Below are 19799 nucleotides of genomic sequence, written 5' to 3' on the forward strand. Positions count from 1 at the left end.
TTTGCGCTGCGATGCGCTTGAATTTGCTGCATAAAAAAAGCCCCGCAATTGCGAGGCTCCATTCGAATTTGTCTTACTGTTTCCGCATGGTTTTCTGCCGCCAGATAATGATTTCATCGAGCCGCCCCTTACATATCCGCAGCTCACGTTTCAAAGCCAGCGCATACAGCCCACTATCGCCCCAAGTAGTACCGACAAACTCCGGTACCTCACATTGAGTTAATGCTGACTCAGGGGGCCACAACTGGATTAATTCGACTGATCGTGGTGCTGGTGGGCTACTCTTGCAGGATGCTAATGTTGCTATCAGGCATCCGGCTATCAATGCACGAATCCCCAAACCCCGCAGACTTGAAGCGCCTGACACGATCTTCACTTTCATTGCGTAGCTTCCTTTCGTTCTCTAGCTGTCGGGTTGTGGCTGCTCGGTTGGCGGCTTCATTCACCTGGTATACATCGATGATGTTGCCTAGAGCCGTGTTTGTGGCCTGCTCATCACTCAGCGCTTTTTCCGCTTTTTGGATATCATTTGAGAGGCGATAATTGTTAAAGAACAGAGCCCACACAATAACCACCAGCACAGCAATAACTAATCCGATGGCTTTATTCATCCAGCCCCCAGCATGTCAGCTCGCTTTCTTGCGCGCGGCGTTCTATCTGCCCGTAACAGTTATTGGATCGAATATTGCAATCCTTACCACCATCGCGAACCCAACGTTTGATTTCAGCGCATGCACCTCTACGGTCGCCAGCATTGAGTTTTCGATAGAACGTAGAAGTGAAACATTTACTCGGGCCGATGTTATAGGGGCAAAACGAAGCGATACCGGCAATCTGTGGTTCAGTCAGCGGTACCCGGACATTTTTCTTCACCCAGCTTATGGCCTTGTCAGCCTCCAGCTGATTCACCGCAACACACTTATCAGCTGACAGCTTCATCCCTTTCACTACCGGTTTGCCATCAACTTGAGTAGCACCACGGCAAATAGTCCAAATCCCCTTTCCATCTGGATAAGCTACAAGCCGGTTGCCCTCTTTCTCATCCAAAAGCTGATCAATAATTATGGTGGCCGGTGCTGCGGCCATAATCAGAGCCAGGACAGCCGCGCTTAATTTGCTTTTTGTCGAGGCCATCACTCACCATCCGGTTTATAACCATGCCGCCTATCCCAAATCTTGATGCCAGCATTAAGCATGAATGTCAGGGCCATAAAGAATAACGAACCAAGCACACCAATTACCGTCCACTCATCAGGTGTGAATCCAGCAATCAGCTCTTTAACCCAAAAAATAAAACTACCACCTGACACTAGGTAGGAAGCATTAGAAGCGATATTGCTCATTTTCATGGTCTCCCCCTCCCGGTCAGCGGGTTGGGCGCGTAGTTAAGGAATTTAGCCCACCAGTGCAACCACTCATGCGGAGTAATGTGTGTGGAGTTGATTGGGTGACTGGCGGGCTAAAACGGATATCCCTCAACTACATGAGCGAGGGTTTAAGTGAATAACTCTTTTATTTCTTCAACAGTCTGATTAAATCGCTCTTCTTCAAGCTCTACCCCGATCCCTACTCTGCCCAGCTTTATAGCGGCCCTTATCGTCGTACCTGATCCCATAAAGAAATCAGCAACTACATCACCGGGTCTACTGCTAGATCTGATTATGTGTTCCATCATTTCAGCGGGCTTTTCACAAGGGTGCTTGCCTGGGTAGTACGGAACGGAAGCGTAGGACCAAACATCGGTATATGGCACATCAGCAGTGACTGAAAACGGTCGCCGCAATGATTCATACTCGAGGCTCAACTCCGAATATTTCCGATTTAATGTCTGATATTCCTCAACCAGATCATGATGGGGTCTACTCAATACCCCCTGCAGGTACTTTTCAGCAGCAATCTGATCAAAGAGTTTTTGTAGTGCTGCGTATTGTTCGGCGTTCGGCAACTGCCATTGGCTTTCACTAAACCAATGACTAGACATCTGCCGACCGGTAGCTGCGTTAATTGCTTTAGCTGACACGCCGAGCGATGCCCTAGCCAGCCGAAAATAGTCGATTAGAGGCCGGAATACATTTTGTTTTAAGATTGAGCATTTAGCAGCGTAGGTGCTGCCTTTGGGCATCAATGGCCCAGAATAATGATCAGCAAAAATAATCCGCTCAGTTGCAGGGAAGTAAGAGCGTAAATCCTCTTTATGCATTCGCCGCCATGGGCCTGATGGCTTGGCCCAGATTATGTGGTTAAGAACATTGAAGCGACCACGAACCAGTATTTCAGTATCAGCCGCTAAGCGACTTCCACAGAACATATACAGGCTACCGGCTGGTTTTAAGACTCGCCAAAACTCCGCTAATACTTCATCAAGCCACGATAAATATGCTGATTCGCTTCCCCACTGGTTATCCCATTTGCAGGCTTTAACCCTAAAGTAAGGGGGGTCCGTTGCAATCAGGTCAATAGAGTTATCAGGTAATGTTTTGATATAACGAAGGGAATCAGCATTAATTAATTTATTACTGTTTAAATAAACAGTGTTTTTCATAGATCAGTCTACCGTTTTTTGGTAGGCTCAGATCGCTTTGTGCACACAAGCGGTGGGCCTTGGTTCGCCCGTGACTTTCCAAACGGGTGAATGGCAGAGGTAGTGTTATCAGCACTCTTCTGCCGCCCATTCCACAAACAAAAAAGCCCTGACTTATGTCGGGGCTTGTCATTTTGAAGCCGGTTACGGTTCCGGCGTCAACACCTACCAATGTGCTGACCGCATACCTTTCAGTGCACTTCTGTGGTGGCGGGGAATTCGCCGACGTCGTTTCACTGGTGTTTCACTTGTATCCCCACACATCGGTGCCTGCTTTCACCACATTCGGCTGAGCACCAACCGTTGCTGCAACAATGTCCTGAATAGATTGGGATATGAACCCGTTATTCAGTGATGCTCAGGCGAATGTAGGCATAAAAAAACCCCGCCGAAGCGCTGGTGAATCCCCAGAAAAAAGGACAGGCATAGAGAAAATATGATCTACTGATTGTGCAACCAATTCAGCGAGATCAACTCTATGCCTGCCCGTAAAGTATGCCAGAACTTTTTCCGGGGCGCTTTAGCCCCGTTTCATCAATATCGTCAAAATGCCCTGATTGATGCAACCGTCGCATTGACGCGTGGCGCTTCTCTGACCCTGACCAGTATCGGACGCCATCTGCCGGGAACCGCTCAGGTAAAACACAAGATAAAACGGGTTGACCGGCTGTTAGGTAATACGGCCCTTCACCATGACATCCCTCTGATATTTCGTAATATTACTTCGTTACTTACGCGCCGACTTCCCTGGTGTGTTATTGCTGTTGACTGGAGCGGTTATCCCTCACAGGCATTCCACGTCTTACGCGCCAGCCTGATTTGTGATGGTCGTTCCATCCCGTTAATGAGCCAAATTGTTCCCTCGCATAACCAACAGAATGCATTGATACAAAAAGAGTTCCTGAATTCTATCGCCACCGCTATTGCGCCTGATAAAAAGGTGCTCATCGTCACTGACGCCGGTTTTCAAAATGCCTGGTTTCACCATATTAAATCATTGGGTTGGGATTTTATCGGGCGAGTCAGAGGCAATATCCAGCTCCGGCTGGATAAAAAAGGTGAGCACTGGTTCAGACGGCAGGAATTATCGGCCAGTGGCCAACCTGAATATCTGGGGCCGGGGACACTCGCACGTGCAGAATATGCCCGCTGTGATGGTCACTTTTACCTGCATAAAAAGGAACCCAAAGGGCGGCAGAATAAACGTGCCCGTTGCCGGATATCTCGCTATTCGCAAGAGCGGGACGGACGCGCCGCAGCAAAAGAACCGTGGCTTATTTTTAGCAGTACAGAGGAGTTTAAACCACGTGAAGTCATGAAGTTATACAGTCGCAGGATGCAGATAGAGCAGAATTTTCGCGATGAGAAAAGTGAACGTTTTGGCTTTGGGCTTCGCGCCAGTCACAGCCGCACAGCGGGGCGTATACTGGTGTTAAGTCTTCTGGCAACGTTAAGCACGGCAGTATTATGGTTACTTGGCTATCATGCTGAAAATAAAGGGTTACATCTGAGGTATCAGGCTAACAGCCTTAAGTCACGACGGGTTATATCTTATCTGACATTAGCGGAGAATATCTTGCGACACTCTCCGCTAATTTTAACGCGAACAGCACTGGATGCAGTTCTTAATCACCTCGCCAAAACCTACCGAAGTATGGTGTTGGTTTATTAGCGCTGAATTAGTGGGGATCCCTCAGCGCCGAAGCGAGGTTATAAATTAAATTAGTAGCAACATATCAAATATGCTTTAAATATGGCCTACTTTGTTCACTTTTGCAAGTATCATGTCGCTAAATGTTTCTATCTTCCTGTTTTATGAATGCAACACAGTTAAGGGAATCACTATCTAAACTTTCGACCAGCCTCAATAGCGACTCCCAATGAAGCGCATAGTGCATCGTCCAATTATTGCGCTGAACCCCCACTAACCCCGCCAACTCTGAATATGAATACTCTTCCCTATGTAACAAGTGACCTATACCGGCTGTTTGCTGCACGGCTAACCACACGAGGCTTTCCACTCTGCGCCGTACTTTCGCTGTTATTGGCTTCTTCTCTAATTGCGATTGATACTTATTCCATATAAAGCGACATATTTCTACTTGATAATCGAATGTCAGATCGAACGAGTAGCAATAACGAATCCATGCGGCCTGATGTGGCTCTAGCTTGAATATCGCTCTACGCCATGCACTTGTGCAGTACGTAAGTGGATCTAACGGGATAATCTGACTTTTACGTGATCGGGTTTCTGGGCAGTGCATCGGCTCAGTTTCTTGGCAAACTCTACGCCCTCCAACCTCAACATTTCTAACCCTCTGGCGCTTAAGTCGTGTTGTTCTGGCTAGTGCCGCACCATCAAACGCCGCCAACTGTCCCTTGCTGTTTCCGCATATATCAGCAAGAGCTATCGACAATGCACCTCTAACATACTGAAGATATTGCTGGTTCATTGTTTTACTCCACACATTATGACCATCAGGCCATTGCCCCGTTCGAGATAGACCGGTCCATAAAATGAAACCACAACACAACCTGGCTACCGTGTTCCGCTTCCCACGTATGCATATCAGCATGCAGTGCATCATGACAGGCACGGCATAGAGGAATGGTAAATAGGTCGTGGGCCTTGGTACCCATACCACCCTGACCGTGTCCGATGATGTGATGGGGATCGTCAGCAGAACTACCACATCCACAGCATTGCTGGGATTTAACCCACTTGAGCCACTTCTTGTTCTCCCAACGCTGCCTTTTGGGGATACGCATAAAACTGGCTGGTGGCTCATCATCAATTTTCAGCGCCAGCACCTTCTTAACCTGTTCCACTTTGGTTTCAATGATTTGTGTCGGGTTTGGCGTCCAAGTGATATCACTCTCCCTCGTTGCCCCTGATTTCGTCACTACTGGTAGCATCCGCAAACTTGCTCGAGCAATTGAGTCGGGGAGCAAGTCGGAAACCTCATTAACGACAGCCCACCAACATAATTCCGGCATAGTGAGCTGGTGGCCCTCCGGAAGCCGAAAATGACTGCATACAGTTGATATTATCCAAGTGATGAGATTACTGGTCGCCAGCTGGTTCAATCGGGGAAGTGTGTGCTCTCTCAGCTTATTATCATGATGCCAACACAAACGAATTGACCGTTGGCCATAACGTAACGTTGTGAGATTGTGGACATGAGTATCATCCGGATCATGCCATTGGCACTCCTTCAGCTGCTTAACCCATGCTTCCAGTACTCGAGGCCCACCAGCGGCATTAATAACCCGCTCATGCTCAAAAAATGGCAGCAAGCGCGGATCATTAGCCAGTTGTTGATCGGTTGATGGTAGCCGACCGGATGGAAGTGATTTAAATTCCTCCGGTTCAGTTGCCACCAGCAAGCGCCCAGATAAATATGGCAGCAGTTCAGCACCTGGCTTCAATATCACAACACCAAGTTCCTGTTGGATAAATGGGGTTAATAATGCCCTCATGCGGCACCTTTCTTTGCAAGATACTCAGCCCATAAGCCACCAACCCATTTAACACCCTTGGGAGTAAAACGAGACTGGGCGAATGCATGATTATTGATGGTATTAGTCCCCGTCTTAACCTCAAATCGCCCTAAATCACTATGCTGGTGACGAGGAGTTAATGCGCCGTTCAAGCGGTACATGATGTGCTGATCTAGTAGAAAGCAGTTGAATTCATGCTCCTTGGCATTCAATAGCTTTGCAACCTGCCGAAAGGTCATGGAGCCATTGGCCTTAACGTAACGATCGACAAACTCAACTTTTGGCGCAGCAATAGAAAGCTGGTTTTCAAGTTGCTGCTTTTCCTCTGCCAAATTAGCCGCAAGCCGCAATGCCTCTGGCAAAGTTTGAGGGATCAGGTTCTGTTCCAGCTCTTGCCAGCGGTCAACCACTGCCGCTGTAAATTCAGGTGAGAGTCGGGCAACCAATACCAGAGAATCGCGCTTATTGAACCGATACTCAAAATACTTATTACCATTATGCTCAAAATCGAACTGCGCCAACGGCGCGGTTAAAATACCGCCAGCACATAGGCGTTCTGCAGAACGTTTTACATCGCTGTGCTTACTGTTCACCAGCACAGCGATTTCACGACTGCTCATAGTCACAACAGAATTTGATAGTTTCATGCTGCCACCTCGCTGATCTGTATTTCTACCTTCCCGCCCTTAGTCATAGGCATCCACTCCAATAACATCCGCTTTATCTGGCTGTCGTCTGCCCACACTCCGGCATGCGTCAAAGCATCAAGAAGCGCTTTCAGGTAGTTGTCCATGTCCCTTATGCGCCGATCTGGTGGGTAAAAATTAATAGTTACGGCTACATGGCCAGTAATGGCTTTCGGTACCCGCCGTAATTGCTCGAGCACACAAGCCAACGCTTCACTGCGGTATTTGCGACCGTCGACACTGATTAGGTGACGACCAGCTAGCGGTCCTTTGTTTGGGGCGCGCCAGTAGCCATTAACTGATGGTGGAAATGGCAGGGTTAGTTTCAAGCGGTTACCCCGCTATCCGGTACCGGAATAATTTCAGGAATATTTTGTAGCTGGTTTTGTGGTGCAGTCAGAATAGTGGCAGGAGTTAATTCCAGACTATTGATGCACTCATTACCCCAGCTATCCCAGCCATCGGCCTGTGTTCTGGCAAACAGTTCAATGCGGGGAACATCACCCAGCAAAGAAACAAGCAGATCACGGAAAATATCAGGTTTGGCGCTGTGCTCACCACGGGGCGCGGTCTGGTGTTGGCAGATGGACGCATTCAAACGCTCAGGCAATCGCCCTTTTACTGCAAATAGCATGTCTTCACTGTTGGCACGGGTCATATGGCCCATTCCGATAGCGCTGTTTCCTTTTAATTTGTTAGTCTTGTGCCAGGTGAAGCCTTTCATAGTCATCAACCTGAAACCCCAAGCCTCAACAACCTTTAAAGCCTCAAGTGGTTGGGTCGGTACCCACCACATAGCCAACAAACAACTATCCCCCGCCAGCTCCCACACAGGCAAACGGCAGATATCAGCAAGATCCATGGTCTGATATTTGAAATCTACACCACGCTTACCGCTGTTAGCTTTGTCACGGTAAGTCCACGGCGGATCTGCATAAATAATTTGATAGGTCATGCTGTGGCCTCCCCATTTACGCGCTGGCTGCATTCTTTCCAGATGGAATTCCACTTATTGACGCCAAAACCATCGCGCATACCACGCACTCCTTGCTTGCTGGCCTCATTGCTGACCATTGCTTCAAGTGAACTTGGATTGCGGAGAGGTAAGCCCTGACCAAGAAAACGCTTGAATGCTTTATCGCGTAGAGTGGTATCGCCAGTCAGTAACTCGCCATTGGCCTTAATCCACTTACCATCCTTGCGTGCTGGGCACCCTGCTTCATGCCAACGGTTTGCTCCCTCCAGATAGCCGGGGAACTTGGTCGGTTGGAAAAGTGTTGTCGGGCGCAGGTATTCAGCCATATTCAGATCTGCGGCCCACTTAGCGTGGAGATAATCAACAGTGAGTTTCAGCTCAGCAACAGTGAATTGCTCTTTCAGCCGGGCGCGGATGTTCTCCAGCGACGATTTGCTAGTCTGGTACCGAGATCCGGTAATCAGATTTAAGTGTTTTAAAACTTCTTTGGCCTGATCAGTAATTTCAACTTCAGGGTCGGTCGCCATCGGCGGCTGACAAGTAGGTTTTATACTTGATGGATCTGGTGTTGAATTTACTGACGGATCGCCCCCAGATTCTGGCGGGTCAAAAGTGCCATTATTGCCAGATTCTGACCCGTCAAATTTTGAGCCATCAGATTTTGACCCGTCAGGTTTTGAGGTGTCAGATTCTGACGCATGAGCAGCCGCTTTAAGTTTGGCAACATTCAGTTGATAAATATTACTGGCGTTTCGGTTACCAGCTCGGCGGGCTTTCTTGCTTAACCAACCATCTGTTTCCATTTCAGCCAAGGCAGTACGAACAGTGCTTTCGCCCGCACCAATCTGCCGGGCAATCGTCGTCACTGACGGCCAGCACACGCCCTCATCATTAGAGAAGTCAGCAAGACGGGCCATGATTGCCACTTTCGATATTTTCATACCCGCAGCCGCACAGCCGTCCCATACATAACTGGATAGCTTTACGCTCATACAACCGCCTTATATTCTTTCCTGAAACGCCGGATGGGTATTGAACAGTCATGCTCATAGTCATCGCGACGAAAAATAACCTGCCCAGTTGCGCTGTCGTAGCCAATAACGTGAACGCGAATACCGCGCTTATCGTTGTAATACCGATCAAGCAATTGGATGGGGTTAGTAGTAGTTGAACCGGGATTAGTCATACGCGGCCCCACTTACGGCAGACCACACCCACAATCCCACTCGCCCTGCTGTGGTTGCACGGTTTCCACTGGCCCCTTATCATTCGTTCATACCGGAACGGGCTGACACAAACGCAACGCAGTTGCGGAATAGAACGTTTAGCCGCTACAATGTTCATGCGTTAATTACTCCACACGTTTAGTTAATGCACCCGACGCCTCAGTGCCGCACACTGGGGCGTCACCCTCACCTAAGAGCATGTCTGTTACTACCCATATCTCTGCTATCAATGACTGTGCTCTATAACCCTTAGCTTTCAATCGCTTACTTTCATCGCGATCCAAAATACCATCGGCGGTAAACTCATTATGGGCACGGCTGAAATCACCTAAAGCTCCCATTAGGTCATTAAACATAACAAGCAGTTCTTCGTTTCCGACTTCGTCCATAACAGGAAATTTCACGAAAGCACCACCAGCACGCTTGCACATTGCTCTTGTGATGTCGTCACGACCTGAAATGGCCTCCATCTCTATAGCCATACCCAGCGGCACAAACTGCCCACTTAACTGACGAACACGGTTACGCAATGCGTTTTCAGTACCGGACACCGGATCAAGCTGCTTTGCCATCGCTTCGTATTTACCCGGCATCTTAGTTATTAACTGGTGTATTGCGTCACTGATATCCGGCTGAGTTGGAAAGTCTTTGTTATCCACAATGTTTCTCTCTCTTTGGTGGTTTAACTTAAGCTGCGGGTGCCGTAGTCTTTTTGTAGAGTTCTGGGTTGTATTTCAAAGCGCCATGCGTGCCATGATCCGCTTCAATTGCCCTCCCTTTTGGAATTAAGCGGCCTTTTCTCTTTCCCCACATAGAAATGGCCTCAGGTGTTACGCCATAAAAATCAGCGGCTTTTTTGTTTGAACCAAAAAAATCAGTTAACTCATCAACAGTCATAAGACCTCCTTTTTTATAAGTTAACTTAGATATTAATGGATAATTTTATTTACATCAATAAAAACTAAAATAAGTTAGCTATATCAACCAAAGGGAAATACCGTGGATACGCTTGGGCAGCGCATTAAGAAATTAAGAAAAGAACAAAATTACACCCAAGTAGTGCTCGGCAAGGCTATTGGTGTCTCCGGTGTAACCGTCGGTTATTGGGAGAAAGACTTAAATCAACCTGGGGGAATGGCTTTAAGTAAATTGGCCAGGGCTCTTCGTACAACAGAAAACTACTTACTATATGGTCAAACGGCGGGGGCAGTTGCGCCAACACAAAATGCCATGCAATTCATACCTTTACTCTCGTGGGAAGAAGCAAAAGCTTTTACCACAAGTGGAGCAAATGAAATGCCAGCTAGCGCAAAGAAAACTACCACGTTCCTCAATGTATCCCCGCTATCATTCGGTTTCATCATTGACGATGACACGATGGTTAACCCGCATGGAAACCCTAGTATCCCACGTGGGTCGACAGTGGTTGTTGACCCTTTAGTAGAGCCAGAAAACGGGAAAATCGTTGTTGCCGTTATATCTGATAACTCAGGTTCAAAACCTAAAAATGTGATGACAGTTAAAAAATTAGTTATCGATGGCCCGAATCGCTACTTAACCCCTCTAAATTCAAGGTATGACAGTATCGCGATCACTGAATCCTGCGAAATCATTGGTGTCGTAAAAGGCGTTCAGTTCGAATTGTAAAAACCCCTCCTCATATCTAAGTAACTCTCATGGGTTGCTTTATCAAACAAAAACTAAGTTTATTTATATTTTAAACTTGCCTTTTAAAATAAGTTATTTTATATTTATCTCATCAACAGCGAACAGGCAGGACGCCCACGTAGTAGCTGCCGGTGGCATACGAAACATCGGATGATTCGCTTAGTAGGGTTAACAGTGTGGAGTAATCAGAATGGAAATCAGCAAAAAAGATAGCGATAAACTTGAAGGCAGGACATTTAACCTACCTTCCGGGCTTAAATACCAGGCTATTAATGAATGTGAAATTGCATTGATTCGTTTGTTGCTCGAGGACTCCAAAGAACTCCAGAAACTTAAACCTAATGCAAAAACCAACCAAAACATACGCCTCGCTGAGTCGATGCTGAGTAATCAAGCAGCCGTGAAGCGTGGTTATTACACCAGTAAAAGCCTTTGTGAAACGGATAATTAAAACAGGTCGCCTGGTTTTGGTGATAGCGGATCAAGCAGCGCCAGTGTTTGTTTGAAAATTAGTTCTTGTTGAGGTTCTAAATCACCACGACCAAGACGCTCTCGAAAATAAAGAATGTGTCCTTCTAGATCTGTAGATGATGGCCCGCCATTTTCAGTAATTGAAGTTGCAAGACGCGTAATGGCAAGTTCCATAGCTTTAAGACGAATGTTTATATCTTCATTGTTCACAGAAAAATCCTCCTTGTTGTAGGGACTTTGAGGATACCACCGCCGCCTGAGGTGGAGAAGTAACCAGGCACAGATTTAATCCATTGCTGTGCTGTGTCTTTAGCGGCTGCGCCTGCCAACACCAGATTAGGCCAGCCGCCCTTTTTACACACAGAGAAGCACACCGGTCGGGATATCCCTTTTAACCCGTACAGTATAAAGCCCCCGGCTCGGTGTTCTTCTCTGTGTGTGGAGTAAACGAACGCGGCAGGTGCCGCTTTAATGAGAGGTTACCAAAATGAGTGAACGTCAAACTGATGTAGCAGCTTTTATTAGTGATTTAGATGGCGGTGTATTCGAACAGAAATACGGTGCAATTTTAAGTGATGTCGCCCTTAGTGTTAATAACACCAGTAAAAAAGGCAAAGTCACCATTGAAATGGAATTTTCCGCCCTCGATGAAAATCGAGTCACCATTTCTCATAAACTGAAATTTACCGCCCCAACAATGCGGGGTAATCGATCAGAAGATAATACGACGACTACGCCTATGTATGTAAATAAGGGTGGCCGACTTTCTTTATTTAAAGAAGACCAAGGTCAATTATTCACGGTTAAAGGTGAAACAGACGGTAAATTAAAAACCGTTAATTAATTCTTCACTTTCCCAGAAATCTATTTTTATATTTCAACGGAGTTAATATGTCCCAATTAGATGGCTCAGCAATCGCGCAAATTAAAGACTTAACACTATCGGGTTCATTTCTTAAAGGCTTGGAGTTAACTGACTGTCCGGTATCTGTTTTACCAAATAGTGTAGGCGTGGAGAGTCTGGAATGTTTCTATGAAAACCGCTATCGCTTTCGCGGCAAAATGGAAACCACCAGTATCGACGATTTTGTAAAATATTCATCTGAATATTCTGGCCCCGGCGTTCGCTGCTTCATTGATGCCGATAGCATGCAAGCGGTAAGTATTTTCAACCTTGGCACCCTTGTTTCCCCCGGTCACGCTGACAACACTGGCGTTATTGTTTTAAAGAAAACCGCCCCATTCACTGGGCTGTTAAACATCAATGAACGCAAACAGAGCCAGAAAGAACTTGCCGAATGGTTGGAAGATAACCGTGAGTTCCTGACTGCATTTAACGCAGACGGGGAAGTAATGAACGCTGTGCAGGCAGTAAATGGCGTTCGCCGCATCACTATTGAATCGCTATCTTCTTCTGATCATGAAGAAAATGATTTCAGCGGCAAGCGTTCACTGATGGAAAGTGTGGAGGCTAAGAGTAAAGACGTTATGCCAGCAGCATTTGAATTTAAATGCGTACCTTATGAAGGGTTGGGGGAGCGCCGATTCAAATTACGTTACAGTATTATTACCAGCGACAAACCGATATTAGTATTGCGTATCATCCAGTTGGAAGCTGTAGAGGAAGAAATTGCAACTGAATTCCGCGACTTGCTTACCGCTAAATTTAAAGACGTCGAAGTTGAAACCTTTATTGGTAAATTTAAAGCGTAATTAAACCTTAATTAAATAGTATCACTTCAAATATCCCAGCAATGGGGTATTTGGCGGGGTATTACCTAAAAACCGTGTGGAGTATATTTATGTCCTATATTACGACTTATTCAGGGCTGGAATTTAATTATCTAAAACCAGTCGTCAGCAGTATTTGCATTAAAGATATCGCTCAGGCGTTATCACATGAATGCCGCTTTGCCGGTCACCTGCCTAATTTCTACTCTGTAGCCCAGCACTGCTGGTTAATAAGCCAGATTGTACCTAAAGAGTTCGCCCTTGAAGCCCTGCTGCACGATGCAACCGAGGCTTATTGCAAAGATATCCCCTCACCTCTTAAGCGGCTACTACCTGATTACCAAGCAATTGAGTTGCGGGTTGATATCGTCGTTCGTGAAGCATTTGGCTTACCCGCTGAAATGTCAGAAGTTGTTCACTACTGCGATCTTGTCATGTTGGCTACTGAACGGCAGGAGCTGGAAATCAATGATGATAAAGAGTGGCCAATGTTGGCCGGTATTCCCCCTGCAGAAATGGCAATAGTGCCAATGTCTTCACGGGATGCGCGGATCGCTTTCTTGGCGCGTTTCAATGAACTAACCGGGGCCATAGCATCATGATGTACGGCCTGTTTCTACTCGTCTGTTACACATTCCAACCGTGCCAGTACGAGCCGCAAGGCTACGTCTATCCGGATGATAAGAACTGTATAGCCGACATCCAGCAGCAAGGTCTACCACCCGAATATGAATGCTTACCTGTAGATAGCGTTCTCTATGCGAGGAAACAGTGATGATCAAGACAATTACAGCGGTACCGGTTGAACGTGATGCTAATGGTTTCTGGACTCACCCTGATTATTTTGTACCTGCAAACGGGAATGAGTTTGGTGTCGACGGTGAGTTTTATGCGTGGAAAATGCGTAACCGTGTTACTGGCGCGATGAGCTGGATGGAAAACGAAGAAAATGCAGAAGAGCTGCAGGCGGCATTCGACTCCGCTGGCTGTGATGTCAGTTTGTGGCAACCCAAACCACCGGCGGGAGATGGTTGGTTTTTGGCTTCAATTCATGACACAGAAGATGGTCCGGTTTGCTACTGGTTGCGTCCTATTGAATGCGATCCGGAGGCGTTAGCTACCCATTTCAACAATTGCTATGCGGAAGCATTCAAGACTGAACACCTGGTAGCTGAGCGCGATACTGCACTCAATACTTGCTCACTGATTGCCGGGGCTTTGGGTATTACCGGCGCGGTAGCAGGTGAAACTATTGCCAGGGTGCAACAGTTGGTTGGCGAGAATGCGGCGCTTACCGATAAAGCCGCCAGTGAGTTATCAAATGCATGGTTGCTGCATCGCGCTGTTATGACCATTCAAGCAGCCCTACATTGTATTCACGGCACTAATATCTATGAGGCTCAGTGCTGGCTAGAGAGCATCGCTGATGATGCTGAGTTAGTTATCCCGCCAGAAATGATGCTTAGTGATTTACAACGCTGGTTTGATGAAAACATGACCGGACTAATTACCCACGCCAAGGCCGTAGAAATAATCAAAGCTGAAATGAGTGCCACAACTCAGGCGCTTAATGAATATATAGCCAGGAGTATTGTGGCTCCGGACGGGTACCAGCTTTGCTTTGTACCACTCGAACAAACTACCGCATTTAGAGACGCATGCACCACTGCGTATGAGGAATCGCTGAATGGAACTGGTCCGTGCGGGGTATTCATGGCTGGGTACCGCTCTATGCTCTCCGCCGCGCCGAAGTTCGCCGCCAGCCTGAGGGGTGAGTGATATGGCTACCAAGATTGAAAAGCTCCATCGCAAACTTAATGACTCATTTTCCGACAAATTAAACGCAGCGTTCTTGGATAAATTTTCTCGCGAGCTCACGACATCATTCAACATTTTAAGTATGCGTCTCGTTTCATTTCCATCGGATGGTATGGATTTCACGCCAGAGCAATTGAACTGGGTTTGCGCATATTCAGATGGGTATTCCGCAGCAAAAAATCAGGTTTGGGAGTCATGATGAATAACTTCGAAGAGTTGATTTGCCAGTCACGAATTAAAGAAATCTACCGTGGTTCCTCTCCGCTAATTGGTGAGAAAGAACGGCTAGCACTAACGGCTATGTACTGGCATCAAGAGCACCAAGAAGCAGTAGAAGCATTTCAAGAAACTGGCCGCAATTTATTGTTGGCCCAAGAGCAAGTTACTGGACTGATAGCCCAACTGGAAGCGGCACAGAAAGAAAACGGCGTTGTGCGTAATAAATATGAATCCATGTCTACTGCATATTCGTCAGTTACAGCAGAGCTAGCAAAAGCAGAAGCAGCGTTATCAGCGGCAAACGAGAAGCTGAGTAAAGCGGTTGTGTTGCCGGATTATCGTTACCCTCCCGATATGCACACTAAGCAATATTACGAGACTATTGGCTTCAATCTTGGGCTGGACGCCTGCAAAGACGCCATCAAAGCAGCCGGTTTCACTGTTGAGGGGGAGTGATGCTTAAATTACATGATGGTGACGCTAGTTTTGCTGATACTTTTACGTTTCAGGGGCAAGGAGGTGCCGCGAGATTTAAGCCACCAAAAGGTAAAAAGTTTGTCGTATTGCTGCTTGGCGTGACGGATAAAGAAGCCATCGAATTTAACGCTGAAAAAGCTCTAAATAAGCTGGGATTCTATCGTATAGAGGGGAATGCAGATGCTGAGTAAAGACAGAATTAACAGTTTTATCCGGAAGCCCTTAGATGCGGGACTTACCCGCAGCGAACAAATGGAAATGGCTACTGAACTGCTATCACTGCGTGAGCAACTTGCAGAGTTGAAAGCGTTGCAGTCAGTTAATGTGGGCACTATTCAGGATGAGCTAATTGAAAAGGTCGGCGTGATGTGTGACCAGGCTACAAATATTGAAGAAAAAAATGTATATGGGCATGCATATTGTGTTTTGAAATACGGAATACTCCCTTATCTGCGTAAACAAGGATAATAAATGAATAACTTAATGGTCGATCTGGAAACTATGGGCAACAAACCGAATGCGCCTATCGTCGCTATTGGAGCTGTATTCTTTGATCCTGCATCTGGTGAGATTGGCCCATCATTTTACACTGCGGTAAGCCTTGAGAGTGAGGTTGCACTCGGAGCTGTACCTGATGCCAGTACCATTTTGTGGTGGCTAACTCAGAGTAGTGAAGCGCGAGCAGCAATAACCAGTGACCCAACATCTATTAATAAAGCCCTGCATGACTTGAATGTTTTTGTTGCCACGGTAACGGCAGGTTCCGCAAGAATATCTGTCTGGGGTAATGGTGCTTCATTCGATAACGTTATTCTTCGTGCAGCTTATGAGCGTTGTCAAATGCCACCATGCTGGAGTTGGTTTAACGATCTGGACGTCAGAACAATGGTTAAGTTGGGACGAGCCTTAGGTTTTGATCCTAAACGAGATATGCCATTTGATGGCGAACGACATAATGCTTTAGCGGATGCCATTCACCAAGCTAAATACGTCTCAGCCATTTATCAGCGGCTGATCCCAGCCACCAGCACCGATATTGAATAAATTTGTCACGGCCTGCGTGCGGCGGGCCTTTAAATAAACAGTGTGGAGAATGACCATGGCGAGAACACAGACATTAACAGTGTGGGCAAAAGAGGAATTTGACGAACCAGTTCCTAGCTATCCCACTCTAATAAAATATGCCAAAAGCGGCATGATCTCGCCTCCACCAATGAAGGCGGGTAAATGCTGGCGGGTCGATAAAAATGCAAGGTTCATCGGGATGGCAATTAAGCCAATTGTTAAACAAAACGATGATCCGCGCCTGAAAAGGATAATGGAAGATGGGCAGACCACGTAAGTACAATGTCGATGTACCAGGTCTATCGTGCTACACGGACGCCAGAACAAAGAAAGTGTACTGGCGTTATAAGCATCCGGTGTCAGGCAAATTCCACGGATTGGGTGATAGCGAAACTGAAGCAAAAGCTATAGCGGTAGAAGCTAATACTCGATTCGCTCAGCAGCAAATGAGCCAGCTAATGACCGCAAGAGATAAAATTAGCAGGGATCTAGGTAAAGGTTTATCTGTGTCAGCATGGCTAGATAGCTATTGGAAAATTCAGGAAGAACGCCAACGCCTGGGTGAACTGAAAGCCTCGAGTGTTAATCAGAAAAAGACTCCAGTTAAAGTGATGAGATCTATACTCGGCAATAAACTATTGCCTGAAATCACAGTAAGGGATATTGCAGATATTCTTGGTGTGTATAAAGAACGTGGGCAGCAAGCAATGGCTCAAGTCGTGCGTAGAATTATCATTGATGTATTTAAGGAAGCTCAACATGCCGGTGAAGTGCCCCCTGGCTACAACCCTGCCCTTGCAACGAAACAACCAAAATCAAAAGTTCAGCGGCAGCGCCTCAGTTTAGAAGAGTGGCAAACTATATATAAGGAAGCTGGAGCAATGCAGCCATACTTGCAAAGAGCAATGCTACTTGCAGTCGTCACTGGCCAGCGCCTAGGCGATATAGCGGCCATGAAATTTTCAGACATTTGGGACGATCATCTTCATGTTGTTCAGAGTAAAACAGGGGCTAAATTGGCTATCCCTTTATCGCTTCGTTGTGATTCGCTGAATATTACATTGAGAGAAGTTATAGCCCAGTGTCGGGATCGGATAGTAAGCCCTCACTTATTACATCATCATCATGCAGTAGCTACGGCAAAGCGCGGTGGAAATATTCGAGACCAAACTATCACAATGAATTTCACTGCAGCGCGTGAAGCTAGCGGGATTAAATGGAAAGATGGCACTCCACCAACATTCCATGAACAGCGTTCACTTTCCGAAAGGTTATACCGAGAACAAGGCATCGACACAAAATCATTACTCGGTCACAAGAACCAAGCAATGACAGATAAATATAATGATGATCGCGGGAAAGAGTGGATCACAATTGCAGTTTAATTTGCATCCAGTTTTGCAGTGAAGTTTTGCAGGGGTTTTGCAGAAGCATTTTTCTGAGTTTTATGTCGGGATGAAATACACCGCTTAAAATGTACTTCATCCCGATTAATTACAGTTACTTATAAACAATCTCGCCTTTCGGCTGATACTGATTAGCATCTAGCGGAGAGTGCTTTTCAATATACTGCTTCAGAACTTCTGCATCGATAAAGCCGGTATTCACATAGCCCGGTAAGGTATCAATCTTCGGATAGCCATCACCGCCTAACGCGTTGAAATTCAAGGTCGCCAGACGATAAGTTTTATTCGGGTCTAACGGCTTGCCCTGTATTTTCACGTCGCTGACACCCTTGCCATCAGCCACTAAGCTAACATTGGCAAATTGCGCATAAGCTCCTGAATCTACTTTTTTATTGGCCACGACCGCCAGATATTTCTCGACTTCGCTGCCTTTCATATCGGCATAAACCAAGGTATTACCGAATGGCTGAACTTTGAGAACATCTTTATAAGTGATATCGCCGGCATCGATAGAGTCACGAACCCCACCGCCACTCATTACTGCAAAGTCAGCACCCGCACGTTCCATTTGTGCCGCCAATAACATACGTGCCAGATTAGTTTGCTCGAAACGGACTTTACTGCGATCCCCCTCCAGCTTGCCATTCACACTGCCGACTTTAACATCCAGTTGCGCCTTACCTTGCTCTTCAAATGGCGTCAGCAGCTTCAGCATTGCTGGGTCTTGGGCAATTTCTTGGGTATAAAACACGCGCTCACTGGTGCCATCAGCTTTCTCAACTTTTTTCTTTAAATTGATCGGAATTAACTGATAGCTCACTAACTTCAACTCGCCATTACGGAATTTGAAGTCTGCCCGACCCACATATTTACCCCATTCATGCGCCTGCACGATCCAAGTGCCATTCTGCCGATCAGGAGCACAAGGGGTGCCTGGCACATAATCAGCCTGCTTATGGTTTTCACTGGCCATACAGACCGGATCTTGCGAATGCCCGCCCACAATCATATCCAGGTAACCCGCCGGTAGGCTGCGCGCCATCTCGACATCACCCGGAGCATTAGATCCATGCTGGCCATCATCGTAATGCCCCATATGAGTCGCCGCGATAATAATGTCAGGCTTTTCTGTTTTTCTCAGTTGCTCGACAACTTGCTTGGCTTCTGCTGCGGGTGCATGGAATTCGATATCAGTGAAATACTCGGGATTCCCGATCTTAGCGGTGTCATCGGTGGTTAAACCAATCACCGCAATTTTCACACCTTGCTTATCAAACAGTGCATAAGGTTTGAATAATCGCTGCTGAGTGCTTTTCTGATAAATATTGGCGGATAATAATGGGAAAGTCGCCCATTTCTCCTGCTGACGCAACACACTCAGAGGGTTATCAAACTCATGGTTACCAATGGCCATAGCATCATAACCGACCAAATTCATACCACGGAAATCCGGTTCGGCATCTTGCAAATCAGATTCCGGTACGCCGGTATTAATATCGCCGCCAGAAAGCAGCAATAGGCTTCCTCCCTCTGCGGCGACTTGTTTGCGGATATCATCAACTAAGGTTTTCTGTGCAGCCAACCCATACTCACCGTGATCATTTTGCCAGAAGTGCCCATGGTGGTCGTTGGTGTGCAATATGGTGATATCGTAAGTTTTATCTTTTTCCCAGGCAGCTGCCCATCCCGGTGCAAACGCCAGCGACACAGCCAAAGCACATGCTGTGGTCGATAATGAAAAACGCATGGCAAATCTCCATGTTGTCGTTAAAACCGGCCTATTCAGTGCCAGTTTAATCAGTGAAAATGGGGTGACGCATATCAATATCATGAAAAATCAAGGTGATACTGTGATAAAGCCAGCATTGTAATGTAATAATGCATGCTGAATTTCAGGATATTGGAATATATATCAAGTTTTATCTGCTGTAGTAAAAATCATTCGATCTGAATAATATGTATTAATTACCAAGA

Annotated in this window: 31 protein-coding genes; 15 read left to right on the forward strand and 16 right to left on the reverse strand. The window is 46.5% G+C overall.

The window, feature by feature from the left end; translation table 11 throughout:
- Positions 1 to 73: 73 nt before the first annotated feature.
- From lysC to DXZ79_RS14375, 5 genes are all read right to left on the reverse strand, one after another.
- Entirely contained in the window at positions 74 to 382 is a 309-nt protein-coding gene (gene lysC, locus DXZ79_RS21335; protein ID WP_425330475.1) for an Rz1-like lysis system protein LysC, read from the reverse strand.
- Positions 279 to 611, reverse strand: a complete 333-nt coding sequence (locus DXZ79_RS14360) for a DUF2570 domain-containing protein (protein WP_120011380.1) — start codon at positions 609 to 611, stop codon at positions 279 to 281. Before DXZ79_RS14360 ends, lysC begins: the two co-directional genes overlap by 104 nt.
- Positions 604 to 1134 (reverse strand): lysozyme, encoded by a 531-nt coding sequence (locus DXZ79_RS14365; RefSeq protein WP_120011381.1) that lies wholly within the window; start codon positions 1132 to 1134, stop codon positions 604 to 606. The genes DXZ79_RS14360 and DXZ79_RS14365 overlap by 8 nt, the downstream gene beginning before the upstream one ends.
- On the reverse strand, positions 1134 to 1349 hold the full coding sequence (locus DXZ79_RS14370; RefSeq protein ID WP_050096147.1) for a phage holin: 216 nt from the start codon (positions 1347 to 1349) through the stop codon (positions 1134 to 1136). Before DXZ79_RS14370 ends, DXZ79_RS14365 begins: the two co-directional genes overlap by 1 nt.
- Positions 1350 to 1495: 146 nt before the next feature.
- Positions 1496 to 2542, reverse strand: coding sequence for a DNA-methyltransferase (locus DXZ79_RS14375; protein WP_120011382.1), 1047 nt, complete (start codon positions 2540 to 2542; stop codon positions 1496 to 1498).
- A gap of 517 nt (positions 2543 to 3059) precedes the next feature.
- On the opposite strand from DXZ79_RS14375, the gene DXZ79_RS14380 reads away from it, so the two are divergent.
- Positions 3060 to 4253 (forward strand): IS4 family transposase, encoded by a 1194-nt coding sequence (locus DXZ79_RS14380; protein WP_120011132.1) that lies wholly within the window; start codon positions 3060 to 3062, stop codon positions 4251 to 4253.
- 118 nt (positions 4254 to 4371) lie between these two features.
- Here DXZ79_RS14380 and DXZ79_RS14385 read toward each other — a convergent pair whose 3' ends face one another.
- The 9 genes from DXZ79_RS14385 to DXZ79_RS14425 all read right to left on the reverse strand — a co-directional run bounded on the left by DXZ79_RS14385 (position 4372) and on the right by DXZ79_RS14425 (position 9867).
- Entirely contained in the window at positions 4372 to 5034 is a 663-nt protein-coding gene (locus tag DXZ79_RS14385; protein WP_162928750.1) for a bacteriophage antitermination protein Q, read from the reverse strand.
- Between the two features lie 25 nt (positions 5035 to 5059).
- Positions 5060 to 6061 (reverse strand): DUF968 domain-containing protein, encoded by a 1002-nt coding sequence (locus DXZ79_RS14390; RefSeq protein ID WP_120011384.1) that lies wholly within the window; start codon positions 6059 to 6061, stop codon positions 5060 to 5062.
- Positions 6058 to 6729, reverse strand: coding sequence for a phage antirepressor KilAC domain-containing protein (locus DXZ79_RS14395; protein WP_244942286.1), 672 nt, complete (start codon positions 6727 to 6729; stop codon positions 6058 to 6060). Before DXZ79_RS14395 ends, DXZ79_RS14390 begins: the two co-directional genes overlap by 4 nt.
- On the reverse strand, positions 6726 to 7097 hold the full coding sequence (locus DXZ79_RS14400) for a RusA family crossover junction endodeoxyribonuclease (protein WP_120011385.1): 372 nt from the start codon (positions 7095 to 7097) through the stop codon (positions 6726 to 6728). Before DXZ79_RS14400 ends, DXZ79_RS14395 begins: the two co-directional genes overlap by 4 nt.
- Entirely contained in the window at positions 7094 to 7723 is a 630-nt protein-coding gene (locus tag DXZ79_RS14405; RefSeq protein ID WP_120011386.1) for an MT-A70 family methyltransferase, read from the reverse strand. Before DXZ79_RS14405 ends, DXZ79_RS14400 begins: the two co-directional genes overlap by 4 nt.
- The gene (locus DXZ79_RS14410) at positions 7720 to 8736 is read right to left on the reverse strand and encodes a conserved phage C-terminal domain-containing protein (RefSeq protein ID WP_120011387.1); all 1017 of its coding nucleotides are present in this window, start codon (positions 8734 to 8736) and stop codon (positions 7720 to 7722) included. The genes DXZ79_RS14405 and DXZ79_RS14410 overlap by 4 nt, the downstream gene beginning before the upstream one ends.
- A complete protein-coding gene (locus DXZ79_RS14415) occupies positions 8733 to 8930 on the reverse strand; it encodes a DUF4222 domain-containing protein (protein WP_074014048.1) in 198 nt (65 codons plus the stop codon). Before DXZ79_RS14415 ends, DXZ79_RS14410 begins: the two co-directional genes overlap by 4 nt.
- A 165-nt stretch (positions 8931 to 9095) precedes the next feature.
- Positions 9096 to 9629 carry a YmfL family putative regulatory protein gene (locus DXZ79_RS14420; protein WP_120011388.1) on the reverse strand — a complete coding sequence of 178 codons (534 nt, stop codon included), beginning with the start codon at positions 9627 to 9629 and terminating at the stop codon, positions 9096 to 9098.
- A gap of 28 nt (positions 9630 to 9657) precedes the next feature.
- A complete protein-coding gene (locus DXZ79_RS14425) occupies positions 9658 to 9867 on the reverse strand; it encodes a Cro/CI family transcriptional regulator (RefSeq protein WP_050297024.1) in 210 nt (69 codons plus the stop codon).
- A gap of 102 nt (positions 9868 to 9969) precedes the next feature.
- On the opposite strand from DXZ79_RS14425, the gene DXZ79_RS14430 reads away from it, so the two are divergent.
- Positions 9970 to 10617: a LexA family protein gene (locus tag DXZ79_RS14430; protein ID WP_050297023.1), complete on the forward strand. Its 648-nt coding sequence runs from the start codon at positions 9970 to 9972 to the stop codon at positions 10615 to 10617.
- 211 nt (positions 10618 to 10828) lie between these two features.
- Positions 10829 to 11089, forward strand: a complete 261-nt coding sequence (locus DXZ79_RS14435) for a hypothetical protein (protein WP_005174523.1) — start codon at positions 10829 to 10831, stop codon at positions 11087 to 11089.
- Here DXZ79_RS14435 and DXZ79_RS14440 read toward each other — a convergent pair.
- Positions 11086 to 11319, reverse strand: coding sequence for a hypothetical protein (locus tag DXZ79_RS14440; RefSeq protein ID WP_005174526.1), 234 nt, complete (start codon positions 11317 to 11319; stop codon positions 11086 to 11088). The two genes, DXZ79_RS14435 and DXZ79_RS14440, sit on opposite strands and share 4 nt — an antisense overlap.
- 277 nt (positions 11320 to 11596) lie before the next feature.
- Here DXZ79_RS14440 and DXZ79_RS14445 point away from each other — a divergent pair, with 277 nt between their 5' ends.
- The 11 genes from DXZ79_RS14445 (at position 11597) to DXZ79_RS14495 (ending at position 17804) form a co-directional block, all read left to right on the forward strand.
- Positions 11597 to 11953, forward strand: a complete 357-nt coding sequence (locus DXZ79_RS14445) for a hypothetical protein (RefSeq protein WP_120011389.1) — start codon at positions 11597 to 11599, stop codon at positions 11951 to 11953.
- Between the two features lie 47 nt (positions 11954 to 12000).
- Positions 12001 to 12822, forward strand: a complete 822-nt coding sequence (locus tag DXZ79_RS14450; RefSeq protein ID WP_120011390.1) for a YfdQ family protein — start codon at positions 12001 to 12003, stop codon at positions 12820 to 12822.
- 89 nt (positions 12823 to 12911) lie between these two features.
- On the forward strand, positions 12912 to 13442 hold the full coding sequence (locus DXZ79_RS14455; protein WP_120011391.1) for an HD family hydrolase: 531 nt from the start codon (positions 12912 to 12914) through the stop codon (positions 13440 to 13442).
- A 172-nt stretch (positions 13443 to 13614) separates the two neighbouring features.
- A complete protein-coding gene (locus DXZ79_RS20990) occupies positions 13615 to 14619 on the forward strand; it encodes a hypothetical protein (RefSeq protein ID WP_244942287.1) in 1005 nt (334 codons plus the stop codon).
- A 1-nt stretch (position 14620) separates the two neighbouring features.
- Positions 14621 to 14857 carry a hypothetical protein gene (locus DXZ79_RS14465; protein ID WP_120011392.1) on the forward strand — a complete coding sequence of 79 codons (237 nt, stop codon included), beginning with the start codon at positions 14621 to 14623 and terminating at the stop codon, positions 14855 to 14857.
- Positions 14854 to 15333 carry a hypothetical protein gene (locus tag DXZ79_RS14470; RefSeq protein ID WP_120011393.1) on the forward strand — a complete coding sequence of 160 codons (480 nt, stop codon included), beginning with the start codon at positions 14854 to 14856 and terminating at the stop codon, positions 15331 to 15333. Before DXZ79_RS14465 ends, DXZ79_RS14470 begins: the two co-directional genes overlap by 4 nt.
- Positions 15333 to 15545, forward strand: coding sequence for a hypothetical protein (locus tag DXZ79_RS14475; RefSeq protein WP_120011394.1), 213 nt, complete (start codon positions 15333 to 15335; stop codon positions 15543 to 15545). The genes DXZ79_RS14470 and DXZ79_RS14475 overlap by 1 nt, the downstream gene beginning before the upstream one ends.
- A complete protein-coding gene (locus tag DXZ79_RS14480; protein WP_120011395.1) occupies positions 15535 to 15822 on the forward strand; it encodes a hypothetical protein in 288 nt (95 codons plus the stop codon). Before DXZ79_RS14475 ends, DXZ79_RS14480 begins: the two co-directional genes overlap by 11 nt.
- A gap of 3 nt (positions 15823 to 15825) precedes the next feature.
- A complete protein-coding gene (locus DXZ79_RS14485; RefSeq protein WP_050126552.1) occupies positions 15826 to 16398 on the forward strand; it encodes a 3'-5' exonuclease in 573 nt (190 codons plus the stop codon).
- Between the two features lie 55 nt (positions 16399 to 16453).
- Positions 16454 to 16696 (forward strand): excisionase, encoded by a 243-nt coding sequence (locus tag DXZ79_RS14490; RefSeq protein WP_050126553.1) that lies wholly within the window; start codon positions 16454 to 16456, stop codon positions 16694 to 16696.
- Positions 16680 to 17804 carry a site-specific integrase gene (locus tag DXZ79_RS14495; RefSeq protein ID WP_120011396.1) on the forward strand — a complete coding sequence of 375 codons (1125 nt, stop codon included), beginning with the start codon at positions 16680 to 16682 and terminating at the stop codon, positions 17802 to 17804. Before DXZ79_RS14490 ends, DXZ79_RS14495 begins: the two co-directional genes overlap by 17 nt.
- 115 nt (positions 17805 to 17919) lie before the next feature.
- Here the strand turns inward: DXZ79_RS14495 and ushA are convergent, their stop codons facing one another.
- The gene (gene ushA / locus DXZ79_RS14500) at positions 17920 to 19572 is read right to left on the reverse strand and encodes a bifunctional UDP-sugar hydrolase/5'-nucleotidase UshA (RefSeq protein ID WP_038639400.1); all 1653 of its coding nucleotides are present in this window, start codon (positions 19570 to 19572) and stop codon (positions 17920 to 17922) included.
- Between ushA and DXZ79_RS21135 the strand changes: the two genes are divergently transcribed.
- Positions 19571 to 19696, forward strand: a complete 126-nt coding sequence (locus tag DXZ79_RS21135) for a hypothetical protein (protein ID WP_261369823.1) — start codon at positions 19571 to 19573, stop codon at positions 19694 to 19696. The two genes, ushA and DXZ79_RS21135, sit on opposite strands and share 2 nt — an antisense overlap.
- The last annotated feature ends 103 nt before the right edge of the window (positions 19697 to 19799 follow it).

It is taken from the genome of Yersinia rochesterensis, assembly GCF_003600645.1.
GTDB lineage: Bacteria > Pseudomonadota > Gammaproteobacteria > Enterobacterales > Enterobacteriaceae > Yersinia > Yersinia rochesterensis.